Below are 16,305 nucleotides of genomic sequence, written 5' to 3' on the forward strand. Positions count from 1 at the left end.
ATGATCACACCTTTTTTATCTTTTAAGCGAAAATAGTAGGCAGAAGCATATTCGCAAACAGCATTGTAAGAAGTGCTGCTACGATCATGCCAAGGCTAGAAAAAGTACCTTCAATTTTTCCAAATTCAAAAGCTCTTGCTGTACCTGTCCCATGAGAAGCTACTCCTAAAAGAAGACCTCTTGCTAGAGAAGAGTGCAGTGCGAGGAGCTTAATCAGTTTTGGAGCGACCATACATCCTACTACACCGGTTATAATCACAAACATAATGGTAATATTCGGATCTCCTCCTAGCGTCTGAGATACATTAACAGCAATAGGAATCGTAACCGATCTTGGAATCAAGCTATGAACCAGCGTTGATTGTAAATGAAACACTAATGCTAACAGCATGGAAGATATCATGGCAGCAAACGTGCCAAGCCCTACGCTTAAGCTGATTTCAACACGGTGTTTTTTGAGCAAATCAAAATACTTAAACATAGGAACAGCAAAAGCAACGGTTGCTGGTCCAAGCATAAAGCTAATAGCACTGGCACCTTGCTTATAATGATCATAAGAGCCATTCGTCACTAATAAGATGCCAATTAAAAGAATGGGGGCTAGTAAAATAGGGGAAACTAGCATAGACTTATATTTTTTATAGAGCACTTTTGTACCGACATAAACGAGCAGTGTAAGCGGAAGAGCAATCCATGTGAGTAATGTCATTTTAGCGAACCTTCCTTTCTTCTTGAAATATGTTCTGCAATGATTCCTGTTACAGACATCACAATAATCGTACTGATTGTGATAATAATCACAATCTGGATTCCAAAATGCATCAATACATCTCCATAATTGATGAGTCCAACGACGGCTGGTATGAAAAATAGTAATAGTTCTCCCACTAACAGTGTTCCACCTTGTTCAACCCAGCTTAATTTAATTACTTTAAAGTACAGTAAGAAAAACAGTAAGAAAAATCCGATGATACTACCTGGCACTGGGAGGTCAAACCATTGTGAAATACTTTCTCCTATTAAAAACAGAGCCGTTAGTAATAAAATCTGTAAAATCACCATAATCAGTTTCATGATTAGCCTCCTTTATTTATGTTTTTATTCATTCATTTCTAGTTTGTTGAGACAATAATGGAGTCGTCTATGCTGAAAAGACGACTCCATCATGGGAAAAGAGAAACTATTTGGATTTTGCAAATGGGGATACAACTTCAGTAAATGAATGCTACACACTTATCTTACAAAAAATCGACTATAATATGAAATATATAATAACTATGATAACTATTCTTTTTAGTTATAGTTGAAAGAAATCTCTTTACAAATGCGTTGGTAACCTTTTCAAAAAAGAATTTGTGAAATATAAGGTCTAATTATTTAATAAAAGAGATGGAGACATGCCTAAATCAATTCAATTTAAAGACGAACCAATGGGATAAATGATTTAGTATGAATGACTTATTACACCGCCATGAAAAAAATCCGAACGAGTTGGATTTTCTATCAAGAATCAAACTCGTTCGGATTTTTAATTAAACTACTTTTGTCTCAGCTTTGTTAAACTGTACTTTTAATATAATCAATAAAAGCCTGTGTAGCGTAAGAGATATAGCGATCTTTTTTTACGATTAAAGCAATTTCCCACGGAATAGCATTCTCGAGATTAATTACTTTCACATGCTCCAAATCAAGCTTTTCGCATAATGAATAAGGGAAAAGAGCAATGCCGAGATTAGCAGCTACCAGCTCTCCAATGAAGTCCCACTGAGAGCTTTTAAAAGCAATATTAGGTGTAAAACCATTTTTTAAACATTCGTTATAGACCATTTCATGCATGGTGAAGTCTTCATGAAAGGAAATAAGCGTTTCGTCTTTTAACTCTTTTAATGAAATCGTAGAATGCTGAGCCAACGGATGAGATTTATGAACAACAAGCTGCAGTGTTTCTCGGGCTAAAGGAGTCGTAAAAAACATGTTTTCATCAACTGGAAGTAAAACTACGCCCACATCCACTTCTCCTTGTTCCACAAATTTTTGCATTTTTTTAGCGCCATATTCCACTAATTGAATATGAATCTCAGGGTATTGCTCTCGAAATGCTTTAATAATAGTAGGAAAAAACAATGTACCAATAATAGGGGGAATGCCTATTTTAATGGTTCCTCTTTTTAAATGCATTAAATCATAGAGGGAATCCGATAAATCTCGGAGAGAAGATAAAATGCTTTCTGCTTGCTCGTACACAATTATTCCTGCATCGGTAAGCTGAACTTGTTTGCCAGCGCGATCAAACAAAGGTGTGCCGAGCTCTTCTTCTAATGATTTAACCATTTTACTGAGAGAAGGTTGCGAAATATGCAGCGCTTCAGAAGCTCTTGTGAAATTTTTATGTTTAGCCACTTCTGTTAAGTAATGCAAATGGCGAACATCCATTTTGTATACCTCCGTGTTCATACATGCTAATTAATAAGATACACACATTCTACCACATTCACAATCAGCTCTATACCTTTCTTTCCTATCAAATAAAATGATCAGTAGAAGAGGCAGTGAATACAAAAGAAATTGCCAACAATATATATTTACACATTGTTTATTTTAGAAGTATAATATATAAATCAGTAGAACGGTTACATATCGATCACAGAATCAATCAATAAGGTGGTTAGAACGGTTGAGTAAAGCAGATGAAATAAGAGATATCGTTTATATTAATGGCCATGTAAATAAAAAATGCTTTATTACATATGGAATTGAATTTAAAGAGTTTTATCATTCCCTTCCTACGCCGCTTGCAAATATATTATTGTTAAAGCACGGTTTTGAAGACAGTGATTACCATTACCAAACCCATATGGACTACGTAGAAGAAGAACAAATTCATCTTTTAGCAGAAGATGATGTTTATAATTATGGTGATTTTTGTTGGATTGATTTTGAGGATGTATCTTCGTTAGATTTGTTAGAACCTCAAGATATTGCAGCGCTGCTGTATTTAGGTCATTTAAAAAAACCGCTCAATTCGCCATTTAATAATAAACTCGGTAATCAATTTGTTTATTTAGCTCATGATGATGGATTTTATAACAAAATCTATTTTCGAGACGTATATGATATGAAGCATATTTTAAGCCGAATCATTCCGTTGAAAATGTCAGAAATTAAGCAAAAAAGATTTGTATTTAGAAGGAAGAAGTTAGAATATCCAATATTGCCGCTCGTGTTAGCAAATACGCTTCTTACTTTAACGAATGACGGTTTGTTTATTGATTTTGAACACATGGTGCAATCGCGTAGAGATATTAAAATTCCTTTGTATACAATCGGTGACTTTGACGACATGAATGAAATGTATAATGATCGGTTTGAGCACAAAGAGATGAGTAAATTGCAGGCGCATCTTGTTCTCACTCATAAAGAGCTAGAGTGGAGCATTGAAGAAGTTCAATAATCTAAAAAGAGGCTGAGACATAACTAAATGAATTCAACCTAAAGACGAACACATGAGATAGATGAGCTGGACTGCTAGAAGGAACGAAACAGATAAAACTATATTCACCATCACAAAAAAACGAACCACCAATCAAACGTGTTGATTAATGGTTCGTTTTTCACTTGGGCTAAACTATTTTTGTCTCAGCCTCTTTTTGAATAGCCGTATAAAATGGATTTTTCCATTCCATTAGTACGGCGTAGTTGTGTGAATCTTCATCTTCAATATAGTTTGCTGCGAGACCAATAGGCGATCTGCCACAGCGCATTAAAAAGGTCATAACCGGGTCGTAGAGAGTTCCAGCTGATACAAGGTTCATGTATTCAACGGGCGTGTACAAGGAAGACACTGATGCGTATCCAGGGATGCGGCATCCACCAAGCAGCCTTTCTAACTTGTAATGAATCACAACTTCATATAAAGACTGCAAAAGCAGCTTCCCAAGCCCCATCGATCGATGCGAAGGAGTGACGCATACGTCCACTACATAAAGTGTATTACCAGAAGGGTCGTGCGTATGAATATATCCGCTTCCTGTTACTTCATCCCATGTGTGAGCTTCATTTCCTTCCACTGAAACAATCGCGCTTGTGATAGATCCGCATATTGTCCCGTCTATCTCCACGCATAGCGCTCCATCCGGAAAAAGGGACACATGGTTATTTAACTGATCGTTGCTCCATAATAATTCAGAAGGGAAAGGAGGGGGGAAGCTTTCTTCTTGAATCCGAATCAACTCATCGAAGTCATTTGATGTATATGATCGTACCGTACATGTTACAGGCTTATTTTGATGAAAGACAAAGCATTGCTTTTTATACACTGCTTTTTTGCCTCCTTTAAGAAATAATTTTCAGATAATTAAGTATACCATATGAAAAAAAGAAATTATTTCATATTTATTGAAGAATTTGACGAGAACGTGATAAAGTTAAAAAGATTCGAACTATTAGACGAGGTGAAAGAAATGGATGTTGAATTAAAAGGAAAAACAGCGCTTGTATTTGCGGCGAGCCAAGGGCTTGGCAAAGCGATTGCTGCCAGGCTCGCAGAAGAAGGCGCAAACGTTATGATTGCAAGTCGTTCAGAAGAGAAACTAATCCAAGTAGCGGAAGAGATTTCATACCTTGGAAGCGGACAAGTGTTACATAAAACGGCAGATGTCACGAAAACTCAAGACATTCAAGATGTTATTCAATATACAGTAGATACGTTTGGAACCATTGATATTTTAATTAATAATACAGGAGGTCCTAAAGCAGGGAACTTCCTTTCGTTAACAGATGATGATTGGAAGCGTGCATTTGAGTTAAATCTCCTCAGTTATATTCGTATCATTCGTGAGGTAGTGCCCGTTATGAAAAAGAGCGGAGGACGTATTGTCAATATTGCTTCTTCTTCCATTAAAGAGCCAATTGCTGGACTTATTCTGTCAAATACCTTCCGTACAGGAATAGTGGGGCTTACCAAAACACTTGCTTCAGAACTAGCAGAGGACGGTATCTTAATTAACACGGTTGCCCCAGGAAGAATTGCAACAGACCGAGTGAAAGAGCTAGATACCACTCGTGCTGAAAAAATGGGAGTAGACGTTTCAAAAATTGAAGAAGAGATGAGAAACCAAATTCCTCTTAAGCGCTACGGTCAGCCTGAAGAGTTTGCAAAAGCCGTTGCTTTCTTTGTCTCGGGAGCGAATTCATATATGACAGGCCAGTCGTTTCTAATCGACGGAGGTATGGTGAAATCCATTTAGTTAAATAGAAAAACCCTGCAGCCGCAGGGTTTTTTGTTAAATCCAAGTTGTAACTTGATCTAATGGTAAACGGTCGCTAGCGTGTGCTTCTTTAGCCGCTTTTCCAACTGAGATAAGCATAACTGGAATGTATCGATCCTCAATTTTAAATTCTTCTACAAATTTTTGAGCGTTAAATCCGCCCATTGAGCAAGTGTCTAATCCTTTTGCTTTTGCTGCAAGCATGAATGTCATAGATGCAAGAGAAGCATTCGTAAACGCTGCATCGCGGGCGAAAGCACCGTTTTTATAAGCGCCGTTAATTTGTCCTGACAAAATATTTTTTACGTCTTCTGTCATGTGACCTGCTTCGACTAGTGGATTATACACGTCATCTACATTTTTATTGGCTTCTAAATCACCTAAAACAGCTACTACAGCGCCTGCTTCTGTAATTTGTTTTTGGTTGTAAGCAATTGGAAGTAGACGTTCTTTCGCATCTTGATCTGTAATAACAACGAAATGCCAGTGCTGTAAGTTCCAAGCTGATGGTGACTTCACTGTTGCTTCTAAAAGTTCCGTTAATTCTTCTTTGGTTAATTTAGCTGAAGAGTCATATTCTCGAATCGATGTACGTTCATTTACCACATCAAAAAAATCTTTTGTCATAATAAAAACCTCCGTTAAAAGTATGTATTTCTTTAGTGAATCGATGCACATTTTATAATGATACACTATTGAAGTCAATTTATATGCTTCTAGTATACCCGCTCTTATGTGCTGTCACTCACAAAAAAATGCATACACTTCTTACCATCGGCTTAGCGTGATTGACGAGATGTAAGATAAGTTTCAATTCGATCACAGGCTTCACGCAGCGTGTTCATGGAATACGCATACGACAGGCGTACATATCCTTCCCCGTGGGAAGAAAAAGCGCTGCCGGGTACTAGTGCAACACCTGCTTCTTTTACTAACTCCAGGGCAAAATCAAATGAATTGCTGTGGAAGTTCTGAATAGAAGGGAAGATATAAAAAGCACCCGTCGGCTTTTCTACGTCAAATCCCATGTTTACTAATCGGTCATACACATAATTCAGCCTTTGTTCGTATTCTTTTTTCATATCCACCGCATCGTTTTTACCTGCTGTCAGTGCCTCGAGTGCAGCTGCTTGAGAGACAGAAGAAGCACAGCTCACGTTGTATTGATGAACTTTTAATATATGTTTGGCTAAATAAGAAGGAGCAAATAAAAGGCCAATTCGCCAGCCCGTCATAGAATGAGACTTTGATACTCCGTTAATAACAATTGTTTTCTCTCTCATAGAGGAAATGGAGGCAATGGACTGATGTTTTTTATCAAAAACGAGCTCGCTGTATATTTCATCAGATAGTACAAAAATATTTTTATCGCTTAAAAGAGCGGCAATTTCTTCTAATTCTTGCTGGGACAACGTCACGCCTGTAGGGTTAGACGGATAAGGTAAGATGACGCATCTTGTTTTAGACGTCAGATGTTGTTGGATTAAATCCGCTGTTAGTCGAAATCCTGTTTCGGTTGTATCAATATGTACAGGTTTAGCGCCGTTTAACCGGATAAGCGGTTCGTATCCTGGGTAAACAGGTCCAGGTAAAATAACTTCAGAATCTTCTTCTAAAATGGTGCGAAGAGCAATGTCAATTGCTTGACTAGCTCCAATGGTCACAATCACTTCATCCGCTGGGTTATAGTGCAAGTCATATTTTTCTTTGACAAATTGAGCTGCTGCCTCGCGCAGTTCTATTGTTCCAGCATTGTGGGTATAAGAAGTTTGGTTACCATCAATTGCAGATTTTGCCGCTTCTTTTACATGCTGTGGTGTTAAGAAATCAGGTTGTCCAATTGTGAGGGATAAAACATCTTGGTATTGTGAGACCATATTATAAAATGTACGTATTCCTGATAGTTCAATTTCTTTGACACGTTTATTGATTAAGTGCTCCATGGTTTCAAATCCTTCCGCGTATTTTCAACTCATTTTATCACAATGAAAATAGGTAAAAAACCACTATTTGCGCATTTTGCAAATAGTGGTTTTAAGTTAGGCGTTATATAGCTTATTATAAGCAGTTGTTAGTTCATAAAATTGTTCTTCGTCTCTGTTATCTAACGCATCGTCGATAAGAGATTTCAAATGCTGTTTATTAAAGTTTGTACTCATAGTCGTTAAAATACGATCAGCTTCTTTCGCGTAATAGTGTTGGTAAGGTGTGTACTGAGATGAGTGAGGATAGTGATTCATATTTTTGCGATAAGAACTCATAACATAAACCTCCTTTTTTAAAATAAAACGCAGCTTCTATTACTTGAAATGTACCCTTTCTATATAGTTGTTAACCCTGTTTTTAGCTGCGAATGTGCTGAGGTATGTGTTAGGAAATCAGAGGTTCCTTGCTTCACGTTCAATTCTAGATTCAAAATAATAAGCGCATAAAAAGACCTGCATATATATGCAGGTCTTGTATATTAGTCAGTGTGGATTTGGCCTTCACGCCAATAAACGGGGGAAACGTAGCCAAAATCAACTTCATGATCGTCCAATGTTACAACGCAGTGATCAGAGCCTTCTTGTTCTTTAATATCTTGATATACAGCTTCTTCTACGTTTTCAATAATGGTCATTTCATTATCGTCATTAAAAAGAATGACGGAGCCTTTCATATTACGAACACCTTCTTTTAAGATTATTCATTCACTTTGTGTAGTATAAACCGTTTTGGCTGTAGAGTCCACAGCTATCTTCGATTTCTTGTTAAAAATTTGTGAACAGGCTTTTAGGAATGAATAAGAAACCCTCTAAATAGAAGAGTAACCGACTTGTCTATTCTTTCTTGAAGGGTAGCAGAGTCGGGTTGGTTGGTACACCAGTAAAGAAGTGTGCCAAAAAAATTAAGTATAGCAATAGAAGCCATTTCTTCGGCAGGGATATCGACTATAAGTTCACCTCGGTCTTGTCCTGTTTGAAAAACTTTTGTGAAATGAGTACGCATTTTTTCAATTTGAAGAATTTCGGATTGTTGAAAGGAACTGTTGGTAATAGCAATATGAAACCAAGAACGGATTAGGTGAGGGTTCGCTTCTTCGTTTGATTGTGCTAGTAATAAAAACAGTTGTTTAACAATGGCAGCAGTTGATTCTTCTGTTTGAAGGAGCTGTTCTAATTTGTAGGAGATACGGTTTGTAAAATTAATTCCAAGGTAGTGAAGAACTTCTTCTTTTGTTTTGAAGTAATTAAAAAATGTTCCCTTTGCTACACCCGCTTCATGGGTAATTTGAGACACAGTCGTTTTTTGATATCCCTGCTGTTGGAATAAAGAGATAGCGGCTTTTTGGATGCGTTTTTTTGTTTCTTCTTTTTGTAATCCTCTGTTCATAAATTACACCTCGTTCGAATAGGAGTAGTCGTTTGAATCAAGTTCATAAGCTAGTATAGAGAAGTAAAGTAGAGCAATTAAAAAACTGAGCAGAGGATGAGACGAAAGGGATCGGCGCTCATGTTTTTATATAGTATATAATATTCTGTTAATTCATAAAACAATATTTTATGTATATGTTTTAGGGAAAAAGGATAACAAAATAAGAAAATTTTTCTTTACGGATATAAGAGGCCGTCACTATAATGGGAAATATGGACTATTAGATAAGCAGGTGAGATGAGAGGAGTAAGTATATGAATCCAGATAAAGGAATACTGTTGGAAAGTGGTACAAACGAACTGGAAATTGTCGAATTTGAGATAGGAAATGTTTGGTTTGGCATTAATGTAGTAAAAGTTAGAGAGATTATTAATCCCGTATCTATTACACCTGTTCCCAATGCGCATTCTTACATAGAAGGTATTATAGAGCTAAGAGGGGAAGTACTTCCTGTTGTTGACATAGCAAAAGCATTAAAAATGGAACCTTCAAATACGCCGGAAAAAGATAAGTTAATTGTTACAGAGTTCAATCAGCAAAAAATTGTCTTTCATACCCATGCAGTGACGCAAATTCACCGTATTTCTTGGAAAGAAATTGAGAAGCCTTCAGATTTGTATCAAGGTTTGGAAACGCAGATTACTGGAGTGGTAAAATTACACGGTCAAATGATTCTGCTGTTAGACTTTGAAAAGCTGATTTCTGACGTGAACCCTGATGCGGGTATTAATCAGTCGAAAATCAAAAAGCTAGGGGCTAGGGAACGCTCTAATAAAAAGATTGTCGTAGCTGAAGACTCACCGCTGCTGCGCCGAATGATTGAAGATACTCTTGCACAAGCAGGTTATGAGAACACGGGATTTTTTGAGAACGGTGAGGAGGCGTGGAACTATCTGAGCTCAGTGATCGATGAAGGTGTGGAAATCAGTGATCAAGTCCAGCTGCTTATTACAGATATAGAAATGCCGCAAATGGATGGGCATCATTTAACTAAAAAAGTGAAAGAAAATCCTCAGCTTTCTATACTTCCAGTCATTATCTTCTCTTCTCTTATCACAGAAGATTTACGTCACAAGGGAAAGATGGTAGGAGCGGAAGGACAAGTAAGTAAGCCGGAAATCGGAGAGCTTGTTGAGTTGATCGATCTCTATATTTTGTAGGATCACAAAAAAGTGCCTGAAAGCAGATTGCTCCACTTCAGGCACTTTTTTAAAAATAACTTTTACCCAGCGGTTTAAACACAGGTGCTTGCCGTTTTCTTGGAGTCGAAACAGGGCTTTTCGCCGGCTGTACGAGATGACCCGTATATTTAGATAATAAGCGCTTCGCATAAGATAATGACATAGTCGTTTTGGGATTTCGATACTGATGGTTTAAATGGCCGAGGTGTGATAACTCTTTGAAGTCTTCTTTCTTTGGAGGCATATGGAAAAAGTAGTCTCCAACTGATACAAGTACATCTGATTTTTGTTGACTTTTACCAGGGTTTGGCGAAAAGTGAAGTCCTTCTTTTTTGGCTTTTCCTTCTAAAATTAGTTGATCTAATGCAATTTTCTTTAACGTATATAACTGCTTAGGATCAGGAGCAGCTTTTGCGTGACGATTTACAGTGAAAATAGCTTGTGCAATCTCAGATACAGACGGGGTCAAAGAGCCTTGTCCATTTGCTTGAGACATACGTTCACTCCCTTTCTATCATATCAGCTGTTCAACCTATAAGGTGAAAGCTGATACGTTCATTATAGCGTGTCTTGTCCCATTTGAAAATAATTACACGAAGAAGTATTTTGGTAATTAATGAAATTTCCTATGTATAGGGTTTGTTTTGTTACGCTTCCTTATACAAGTAAAGTGGAACAGCACGCCATACTTTCTATTTTTAAAAAAATGCTGCTCCCACAGTTAAACCATCATTGATTAGTAAATCCCGAACTATTGAGCCATTCGTCGAGAAGGTCGAATATAAACACCAGTCCCATTTGGCACAATTTGAGCTAGCTCATTTACTTGGGCATTATACATGCGAATGCATCCTTTGGATACGGCTTTTCCAATAGAACTTGGATCATTTGTTCCGTGAATGCCATATGACTTTTTAGACAAGCTTAGCCACATTGTGCCAAAAGGCCCCCCGGGGTTTGGCTCCCGGTTAACGATAACAAAGTCTCCAGTAGGGGTTGCGCTCAGCATTTTTCCTGCTGCAATGGGATAGACTTTTTGTATGATATTATTTCTTCGTAATTCAAGCTGCTTTTCAGCAATAAACACGTGGATCGTGTAAGGAATGAGCTCTTTATCAGGGAGGTTTGGAATGATGATTACTTGCCCAGGCTTCAGCGTACTATGGCTTACAAAAGGATTAGCCATCCACAGATCTTCAACCGGAGTCCGGTAGTCACCTGAAACGCTTTGCCAGGTTTCACCGCGCTTTACTATATATCTCATTAACTTCGCTCCTTTGATATATGACTATGTTGTAACAGTATACGGTTGAAAAAAGTAAAAGTGACCTTTGTGAGCATAAAGTTATTTTAAAAAAGGTGTTGAAATTACATTGACTTATAAACATGGACTGATTGATATAGGTTCAAATACGATACGCCTTGTTATTTATGAATACAAAAAAGGCAGAGGATTTAAGCAAGTTGAAAACGTGAAAGTAGCTGCACGGCTTCGAAATTATTTAAGTAAAGAAGGAATGTTAACGGCTAAAGGAATATATACCTTGCTTGATACGCTTAAAACGTTTGGAGTTATTATCAAGCATCAGCAGCTGCCGCACGTTACCTGTGTGGCCACAGCTACCATCCGTCAAGCGGCTAATGCAAAAGAAGTTCTAGAGCTTGTAAAAAAAGAAACGGGCTTTTCTATTCAACTATTGTCTGAATATGAAGAAGCGTATTACGGCTTTGTTGCCGTTATTCATTCCACTTCGATCGAAGAAGCCATTACAATTGATATTGGTGGGGGAAGTACGGAAGTTACGTATTTTCGCAATCGAGAGTTAGTGCAGTACCACAGCTTTCCGTTCGGTGCCTTATCTCTGCGTCTGCAGTTCGTCAAAGGCAATATTCCCACTGCAGAAGAAAAAGTAAAAATCCGCGATTTCCTGATCCGGTATTTCCATGCTGTCCCGTGGCTTTTAAATCGCCAAGTTCCGATTGTAGCAATTGGAGGAAGTGCAAGAACTATGGTGCAAGTGCATCAAGGTTTTATCCACTATCCTCTCGCCGGGCTGCATCAATATGAAATGAATTTAGCTGATATATTGCATGTGAAATCCGCTATAGACTCATTGTCTTATCACAATCTTCAAAAGCTAGACCGCTTGTCAAAAGATCGTGCGGATACAATTTTGCCAGCGATTGAAGTATTTCAATCATTATATGAAACAGTCAACGCGACTCGCTTCATCTTAAGTCGCAAAGGCTTAAGAGAAGGGGTGTTATTTAAGGAAGCGTCTGATGCTAATATCCAGCCAATGTACCCCGATGTCATACAGCAAAGTTTTCAAGAAATAATGGAAGAGTTTGAAATAAATAAAGATTATGTCAAACAGCTTACCCGCACAGCTATTATGATTTTTCAGCATCTTAAGGAGCAGGGACCGGTTGATTTAAAAGAGGATGACTTAGCGCTTCTTATAAAAGCTGCGCAAGTGTATGATATAGGAGAGTATATTGATGCGGAATCAAGCAGCCAGCATACGTTTTATGTGCTTGCTAATCGTACAATCGATGGAATTTCACATAAAGAACGTTTAAAGCTGGCACTTGTTTCTTCATATAAAGGGAAGTCTTCTTTTAGGCAATATGTTGCTCCTTTTAAAAAGTGGTTAACAAAAAAAGAACAAAAAAAAGTCCAGCTGCTCGGTGCGGTTTTAAAAATAGCTGACGGTTTACATGCAACAAAGCGAAATGTTATTCAACATATTGACATGAAAAGCGATGAAAACACAGTTACGATTAAACTATTATGTACAAAAACCTTTCGTCCTGAACAATATGAGGCTGAAAAACAGAAAAAGCATCTAGAAAAAGTAGTGAAAAAAAATATTGTTCTTGAATTTGCTAAGCTTTAGAATAACGCTGAATCGGTTAGAATATTCAGTATAGCTAACTAGATTAAATCCATTATCCTGGAAGGTGAGGCTAATGTTAGAAAGTAATCGCACTTATAAGCAAACCATACAAGTGGCTGATTCAGCTTATTACAATAATCGTGAATTAAGCTGGCTGGCTTTTAACAAGCGGGTGCTGGAAGAAGCAGTAGATACGAAAAACCCTTTGCTTGAGCGGTTTAAATTTCTAGGAATTTTCAGTTCAAATTTGGATGAGTTTTTTATGATTCGGGTAGCCGGATTAAAAGATCAAGTGAAAGCTGGATTTAGCAAACCTGAAAACAAAGCAGGCTTAACTCCTAAACAGCAGCTATTTTCTATCTCCAAACAAAACCACGATATAATCAAGCAGCAGTATGATACGTATATTCATACACTTCTTCCCGAATTACAGAAATACGGCGTGGAAATCATTGCGGTTGAAAAGCTGGAGAAATCAAATCTAGATAAGCTTGAACAGTATTTTGACGAGCAAATCTTTCCCGTATTAACTCCTATGGCTATTGATACCTATAGGCCGTTTCCTATGTTGATGAATAAAAGCTTGAACTTAGCAGTCGTCCTTTCAGAAAATTTAAATGATGAGCAGCAAATTGCTGAAATAAAAGGAAGGCTAGCTATCGTTCAAGTACCTTCGATGCTAACGCGCTACATTGAAATAGCCACATCAGATTCTACCCGTCTATTTGTATTGCTAGAGGATGTGATTGCCTATTTTATTAAGAAGTTGTTTAAGGGATATCGCGTTTCTTCCGTTTCTCAATTTCGAATTACCCGCAACGCAGATATGACTATTCACGAAGAAGACGCTCAAGATTTACTAAAAGAAATTGAAGAAGAATTGCAGAAGCGAAAATGGGGAGCGGCTGTTCGTCTTGAGATTAAGAGTCCATATGATCAGGGTGTACTAGCGTATTTAAAGTCAGTACTTGAAATTGACGATGAAGATGTGTATGAGATCGAAGGACAGCTGGATTTAACCAGTTTATTTTCGTTTTATAGATTACTTAAATCTACGCATGAAGAGTTGGCTGAAAAAGCCTTTATTCCTAAGCTTACAACAGAGTTACACCCGTATCAAAATATTTTCGATCAAATGATTCAAAGAGATATTTTGCTTCACCATCCTTATGAATCGTTTAAGCCGGTACTCGATTTTGTTAACGGTGCAGCAGACGATGAAAATGTGCTTGCTATTAAGCAAACGTTATACAGGGTAAGCGGAGATTCTCCCGTTATTAAAGCATTAAAACGAGCGGCTGCAAAAGGTAAACAAGTGACGGTACTAGTTGAACTAAAAGCGAGGTTTGATGAAGAGAATAATGTGCAATGGGCTAAAGAGCTAGAGTGGGCAGGGTGCCACGTGATATATGGAATGACGCATTTAAAAACGCATGGTAAAATTACGCTCGTGGTGAGAAGAGAAGGAGAGCATATTAAACGGTTTGTTCATCTTGGTACTGGGAATTACAACGATGCCACAGCAAAGATCTATACGGATATAAGTCTTTTTACTGTCAACCGAAACATCGGGATAGATGCGGCCAATTTTTTTAATTACTTAAGTGGCTATACGCAAAAACCAGTATATCATCATTTATCCGTTGCACCATTTGATATAAGAAATGATTTTTTGCACCTCATTGATCAGGAAATCCATTATCATAGACGGTATGGCAATGGAAGAATCATTGGGAAAATGAACTCATTGACGGATAAAATTTTAATTATGAAGCTATATGAAGCTTCTATAGCTGGTGTGACAATCGAACTCATTGTTAGAGGAGCGTGCTGCCTGCGCCCTCAAATTCAAGGCGTTAGCGAGAATATAAGAGTAAGAAGCATTGTCGGACGATTTTTAGAGCATAGCCGAATCTATTATTTTCATCATAATAAACAGGAAAAGTTTTTCTTTTCATCTGCAGATATGATGACAAGAAATATGGTGAAACGAGTAGAAATTTTATTTCCTATCTTGGATACACATTTGAAAAAAAAAGTGTGGAAGTGGCTTGAAGTTATGCTTGCTGATAATGTAAAAGCACGAGAACAAGACCAAGAAGGGAATTATCATTACGTCATAAAAAAAGACCATGAGCTCTCTATTAATAGTCAAGAGATTTTTTGTCAATATGCTCTTTGCGACGATCAAGAATAACATAAAAAAAGCCGAGTGCTCGGCTTTTTAGTCATGGTATTATCTAGGAATGGGACCAACAGGACCGTATCCAGGTCCGTAGTATGTGTTATAAACAGGAGCACCGCCTCCATAGCCGGCACCAGGGTAGCCTCCTCCAGGAAATCCACCGCCGTAAAACGGAACTGGATAAGGATAAGGTGGTGGACAGCACCCAGGTCTGCCTCCAAAACCGCCAACAGCTAGTCCGCCAAGCAGCCCACCAGCTAAGCCAGCAACAAAAGGAAATCCAAAAAAGCGCTCGTCGCCATTTGGAATATTACGATATCCTGTATAGGGATATTGATAGTACATATTTTAACCTCCTTGTCAGTTGTCTTTGTAGTGTATGGCTGAACAGAAGTTTTTGAGCCTGGTTTATTTCTTTAAGACTAGAATTAGGCGGTCATGATCAGCTAAAAAAAGACAATCAACATAAAAACGCCCTGTAAGGGCGTTTTTATGTTGATTGCAGGGTGAAAAGCGTAATTTCAGGCGTAGCTAAAAAACGAAAAGGAATGCGAGTGGTTCCTAAGCCTCTATTCACATAAAGCTTCATTTTAGAATCTCCAACTTCGTACATTCCTTCAGGGTAAACCGTCCCAAAGGGCGGTGTAATCAAAGGACCGTAAAAAGGAATTTGAATTTGGCCTCCATGACTATGGCCGGAGAGCTGAAGATCCACTGGAAAAGGAGCTGCTTTGACAGCAACGTCAGGTTCATGAATCATAGCAATAGAAAAAATATCCGGCTGTAATTGCCCTAGTGTTCCTTCATATTGTGGATTCCCAAGCATAATATCATCGAGTCCACAAATATGAATGTAGCTTTTATCAGGCATGAATACCGTGTCAACTTCATTTACTAAAAGTCTAAATCCTGCGTCTTCAATGGCTTGTTTATAGATATTTGTTCCATATCCTCCGTGATCATGGTTACCATATATGGCATACTTTCCAAGAGGAGCCTGAAGCCTCTGTAAAATCGGGGGAATTCTTTCTGGATGCGGGTATTCATTAGGTACATCCATTAAATCTCCGGTAAATAATATAATAGTAGGCTTCAAATTATTTATGGTCACCATAAGCTGTTCTAGTTGTAATAAATCATAAGAGAGTCCAAGATGAATATCACTAAATTGTAAAATTTTTATTCCGTTAAAGCTTTTCGGAATATTTTTAGAAGTAATTGTATGACGAACAATTTGCAGACGTCTAGGCTCAATATATTTGGCATATGTATACCCAAAAGACGTGGTGAGCAAAGACCCTAACGAAATAGACGCTAGTCCTTTCAAAAAAGATCGTCTTGTATACGTCTTTTTCATG

General features: G+C 37.8%; 18 protein-coding genes. 5 read left to right on the forward strand and 13 right to left on the reverse strand.

The genetic code is table 11. The features are described 5' to 3' along the window. Positions 1 to 22 precede the first annotated feature (22 nt). The 3 genes from AC0C45_RS10010 to AC0C45_RS10020 form a co-directional block, all read right to left on the reverse strand. Positions 23 to 709 carry an LrgB family protein gene (locus tag AC0C45_RS10010; protein ID WP_013056013.1) on the reverse strand — a complete coding sequence of 229 codons (687 nt, stop codon included), beginning with the start codon at positions 707 to 709 and terminating at the stop codon, positions 23 to 25. Further along, the gene (locus AC0C45_RS10015) at positions 706 to 1,074 is read right to left on the reverse strand and encodes a CidA/LrgA family holin-like protein (RefSeq protein ID WP_014461029.1); all 369 of its coding nucleotides are present in this window, start codon (positions 1,072 to 1,074) and stop codon (positions 706 to 708) included. Before AC0C45_RS10015 ends, AC0C45_RS10010 begins: the two co-directional genes overlap by 4 nt. A 483-nt stretch (positions 1,075 to 1,557) precedes the next feature. After that, complete coding sequence (locus AC0C45_RS10020) at positions 1,558 to 2,433, reverse strand: LysR family transcriptional regulator (RefSeq protein ID WP_016763413.1); 876 nt, start codon at positions 2,431 to 2,433, stop codon at positions 1,558 to 1,560. Between the two features lie 241 nt (positions 2,434 to 2,674). On the opposite strand from AC0C45_RS10020, the gene AC0C45_RS10025 reads away from it, so the two are divergent. Next, positions 2,675 to 3,451 (forward strand): hypothetical protein, encoded by a 777-nt coding sequence (locus tag AC0C45_RS10025; protein WP_013056016.1) that lies wholly within the window; start codon positions 2,675 to 2,677, stop codon positions 3,449 to 3,451. A 169-nt stretch (positions 3,452 to 3,620) separates the two neighbouring features. On the opposite strand, the gene AC0C45_RS10030 is transcribed toward AC0C45_RS10025, so the two are convergent. Then, positions 3,621 to 4,316, reverse strand: coding sequence for a GNAT family N-acetyltransferase (locus AC0C45_RS10030; RefSeq protein ID WP_280168961.1), 696 nt, complete (start codon positions 4,314 to 4,316; stop codon positions 3,621 to 3,623). Between the two features lie 144 nt (positions 4,317 to 4,460). On the opposite strand from AC0C45_RS10030, the gene AC0C45_RS10035 reads away from it, so the two are divergent. After that, positions 4,461 to 5,246 (forward strand): SDR family oxidoreductase, encoded by a 786-nt coding sequence (locus AC0C45_RS10035; protein WP_016763415.1) that lies wholly within the window; start codon positions 4,461 to 4,463, stop codon positions 5,244 to 5,246. Between the two features lie 36 nt (positions 5,247 to 5,282). On the opposite strand, the gene AC0C45_RS10040 is transcribed toward AC0C45_RS10035, so the two are convergent. From AC0C45_RS10040 to AC0C45_RS10060, 5 genes are all read right to left on the reverse strand, one after another. Beyond that, positions 5,283 to 5,894 carry a nitroreductase family protein gene (locus AC0C45_RS10040; RefSeq protein WP_016763416.1) on the reverse strand — a complete coding sequence of 204 codons (612 nt, stop codon included), beginning with the start codon at positions 5,892 to 5,894 and terminating at the stop codon, positions 5,283 to 5,285. 152 nt (positions 5,895 to 6,046) lie between these two features. Continuing rightward, a complete protein-coding gene (locus tag AC0C45_RS10045; protein WP_237893699.1) occupies positions 6,047 to 7,210 on the reverse strand; it encodes an aminotransferase A in 1,164 nt (387 codons plus the stop codon). Between the two features lie 96 nt (positions 7,211 to 7,306). Then, positions 7,307 to 7,528 carry an IDEAL domain-containing protein gene (locus tag AC0C45_RS10050; RefSeq protein ID WP_013082268.1) on the reverse strand — a complete coding sequence of 74 codons (222 nt, stop codon included), beginning with the start codon at positions 7,526 to 7,528 and terminating at the stop codon, positions 7,307 to 7,309. 203 nt (positions 7,529 to 7,731) lie between these two features. Further along, positions 7,732 to 7,926: a hypothetical protein gene (locus tag AC0C45_RS10055; protein ID WP_013056022.1), complete on the reverse strand. Its 195-nt coding sequence runs from the start codon at positions 7,924 to 7,926 to the stop codon at positions 7,732 to 7,734. Between the two features lie 113 nt (positions 7,927 to 8,039). Next, positions 8,040 to 8,639, reverse strand: coding sequence for a TetR/AcrR family transcriptional regulator (locus AC0C45_RS10060; protein ID WP_128821194.1), 600 nt, complete (start codon positions 8,637 to 8,639; stop codon positions 8,040 to 8,042). Positions 8,640 to 8,935: 296 nt separating this feature from the next. Between AC0C45_RS10060 and AC0C45_RS10065 the strand changes: the two genes are divergently transcribed. Then, complete coding sequence (locus tag AC0C45_RS10065; RefSeq protein ID WP_472928126.1) at positions 8,936 to 9,841, forward strand: chemotaxis protein; 906 nt, start codon at positions 8,936 to 8,938, stop codon at positions 9,839 to 9,841. A gap of 49 nt (positions 9,842 to 9,890) precedes the next feature. Here the strand turns inward: AC0C45_RS10065 and AC0C45_RS10070 are convergent, their stop codons facing one another. Both AC0C45_RS10070 and AC0C45_RS10075 read right to left on the reverse strand, forming a co-directional pair. Further along, entirely contained in the window at positions 9,891 to 10,358 is a 468-nt protein-coding gene (locus tag AC0C45_RS10070; protein WP_013056025.1) for a YkyB family protein, read from the reverse strand. A gap of 255 nt (positions 10,359 to 10,613) precedes the next feature. Further along, positions 10,614 to 11,126 (reverse strand): L,D-transpeptidase family protein, encoded by a 513-nt coding sequence (locus AC0C45_RS10075; RefSeq protein WP_016763420.1) that lies wholly within the window; start codon positions 11,124 to 11,126, stop codon positions 10,614 to 10,616. Between the two features lie 109 nt (positions 11,127 to 11,235). Here AC0C45_RS10075 and AC0C45_RS10080 point away from each other — a divergent pair, with 109 nt between their 5' ends. Then, positions 11,236 to 12,762 carry a Ppx/GppA family phosphatase gene (locus AC0C45_RS10080; RefSeq protein WP_047933057.1) on the forward strand — a complete coding sequence of 509 codons (1,527 nt, stop codon included), beginning with the start codon at positions 11,236 to 11,238 and terminating at the stop codon, positions 12,760 to 12,762. A 73-nt stretch (positions 12,763 to 12,835) separates the two neighbouring features. Further along, positions 12,836 to 14,959 carry an RNA degradosome polyphosphate kinase gene (locus tag AC0C45_RS10085; RefSeq protein ID WP_171777525.1) on the forward strand — a complete coding sequence of 708 codons (2,124 nt, stop codon included), beginning with the start codon at positions 12,836 to 12,838 and terminating at the stop codon, positions 14,957 to 14,959. A gap of 39 nt (positions 14,960 to 14,998) precedes the next feature. Here the strand turns inward: AC0C45_RS10085 and AC0C45_RS10090 are convergent, their stop codons facing one another. Both AC0C45_RS10090 and AC0C45_RS10095 read right to left on the reverse strand, forming a co-directional pair. Continuing rightward, complete coding sequence (locus AC0C45_RS10090) at positions 14,999 to 15,292, reverse strand: hypothetical protein (protein ID WP_013082274.1); 294 nt, start codon at positions 15,290 to 15,292, stop codon at positions 14,999 to 15,001. A 145-nt stretch (positions 15,293 to 15,437) separates the two neighbouring features. Beyond that, positions 15,438 to 16,304 (reverse strand): metallophosphoesterase, encoded by an 867-nt coding sequence (locus AC0C45_RS10095; protein WP_016763423.1) that lies wholly within the window; start codon positions 16,302 to 16,304, stop codon positions 15,438 to 15,440. Position 16,305 lies beyond the last annotated feature (1 nt).

This window comes from Priestia sp. VA7, from assembly GCF_055710015.1.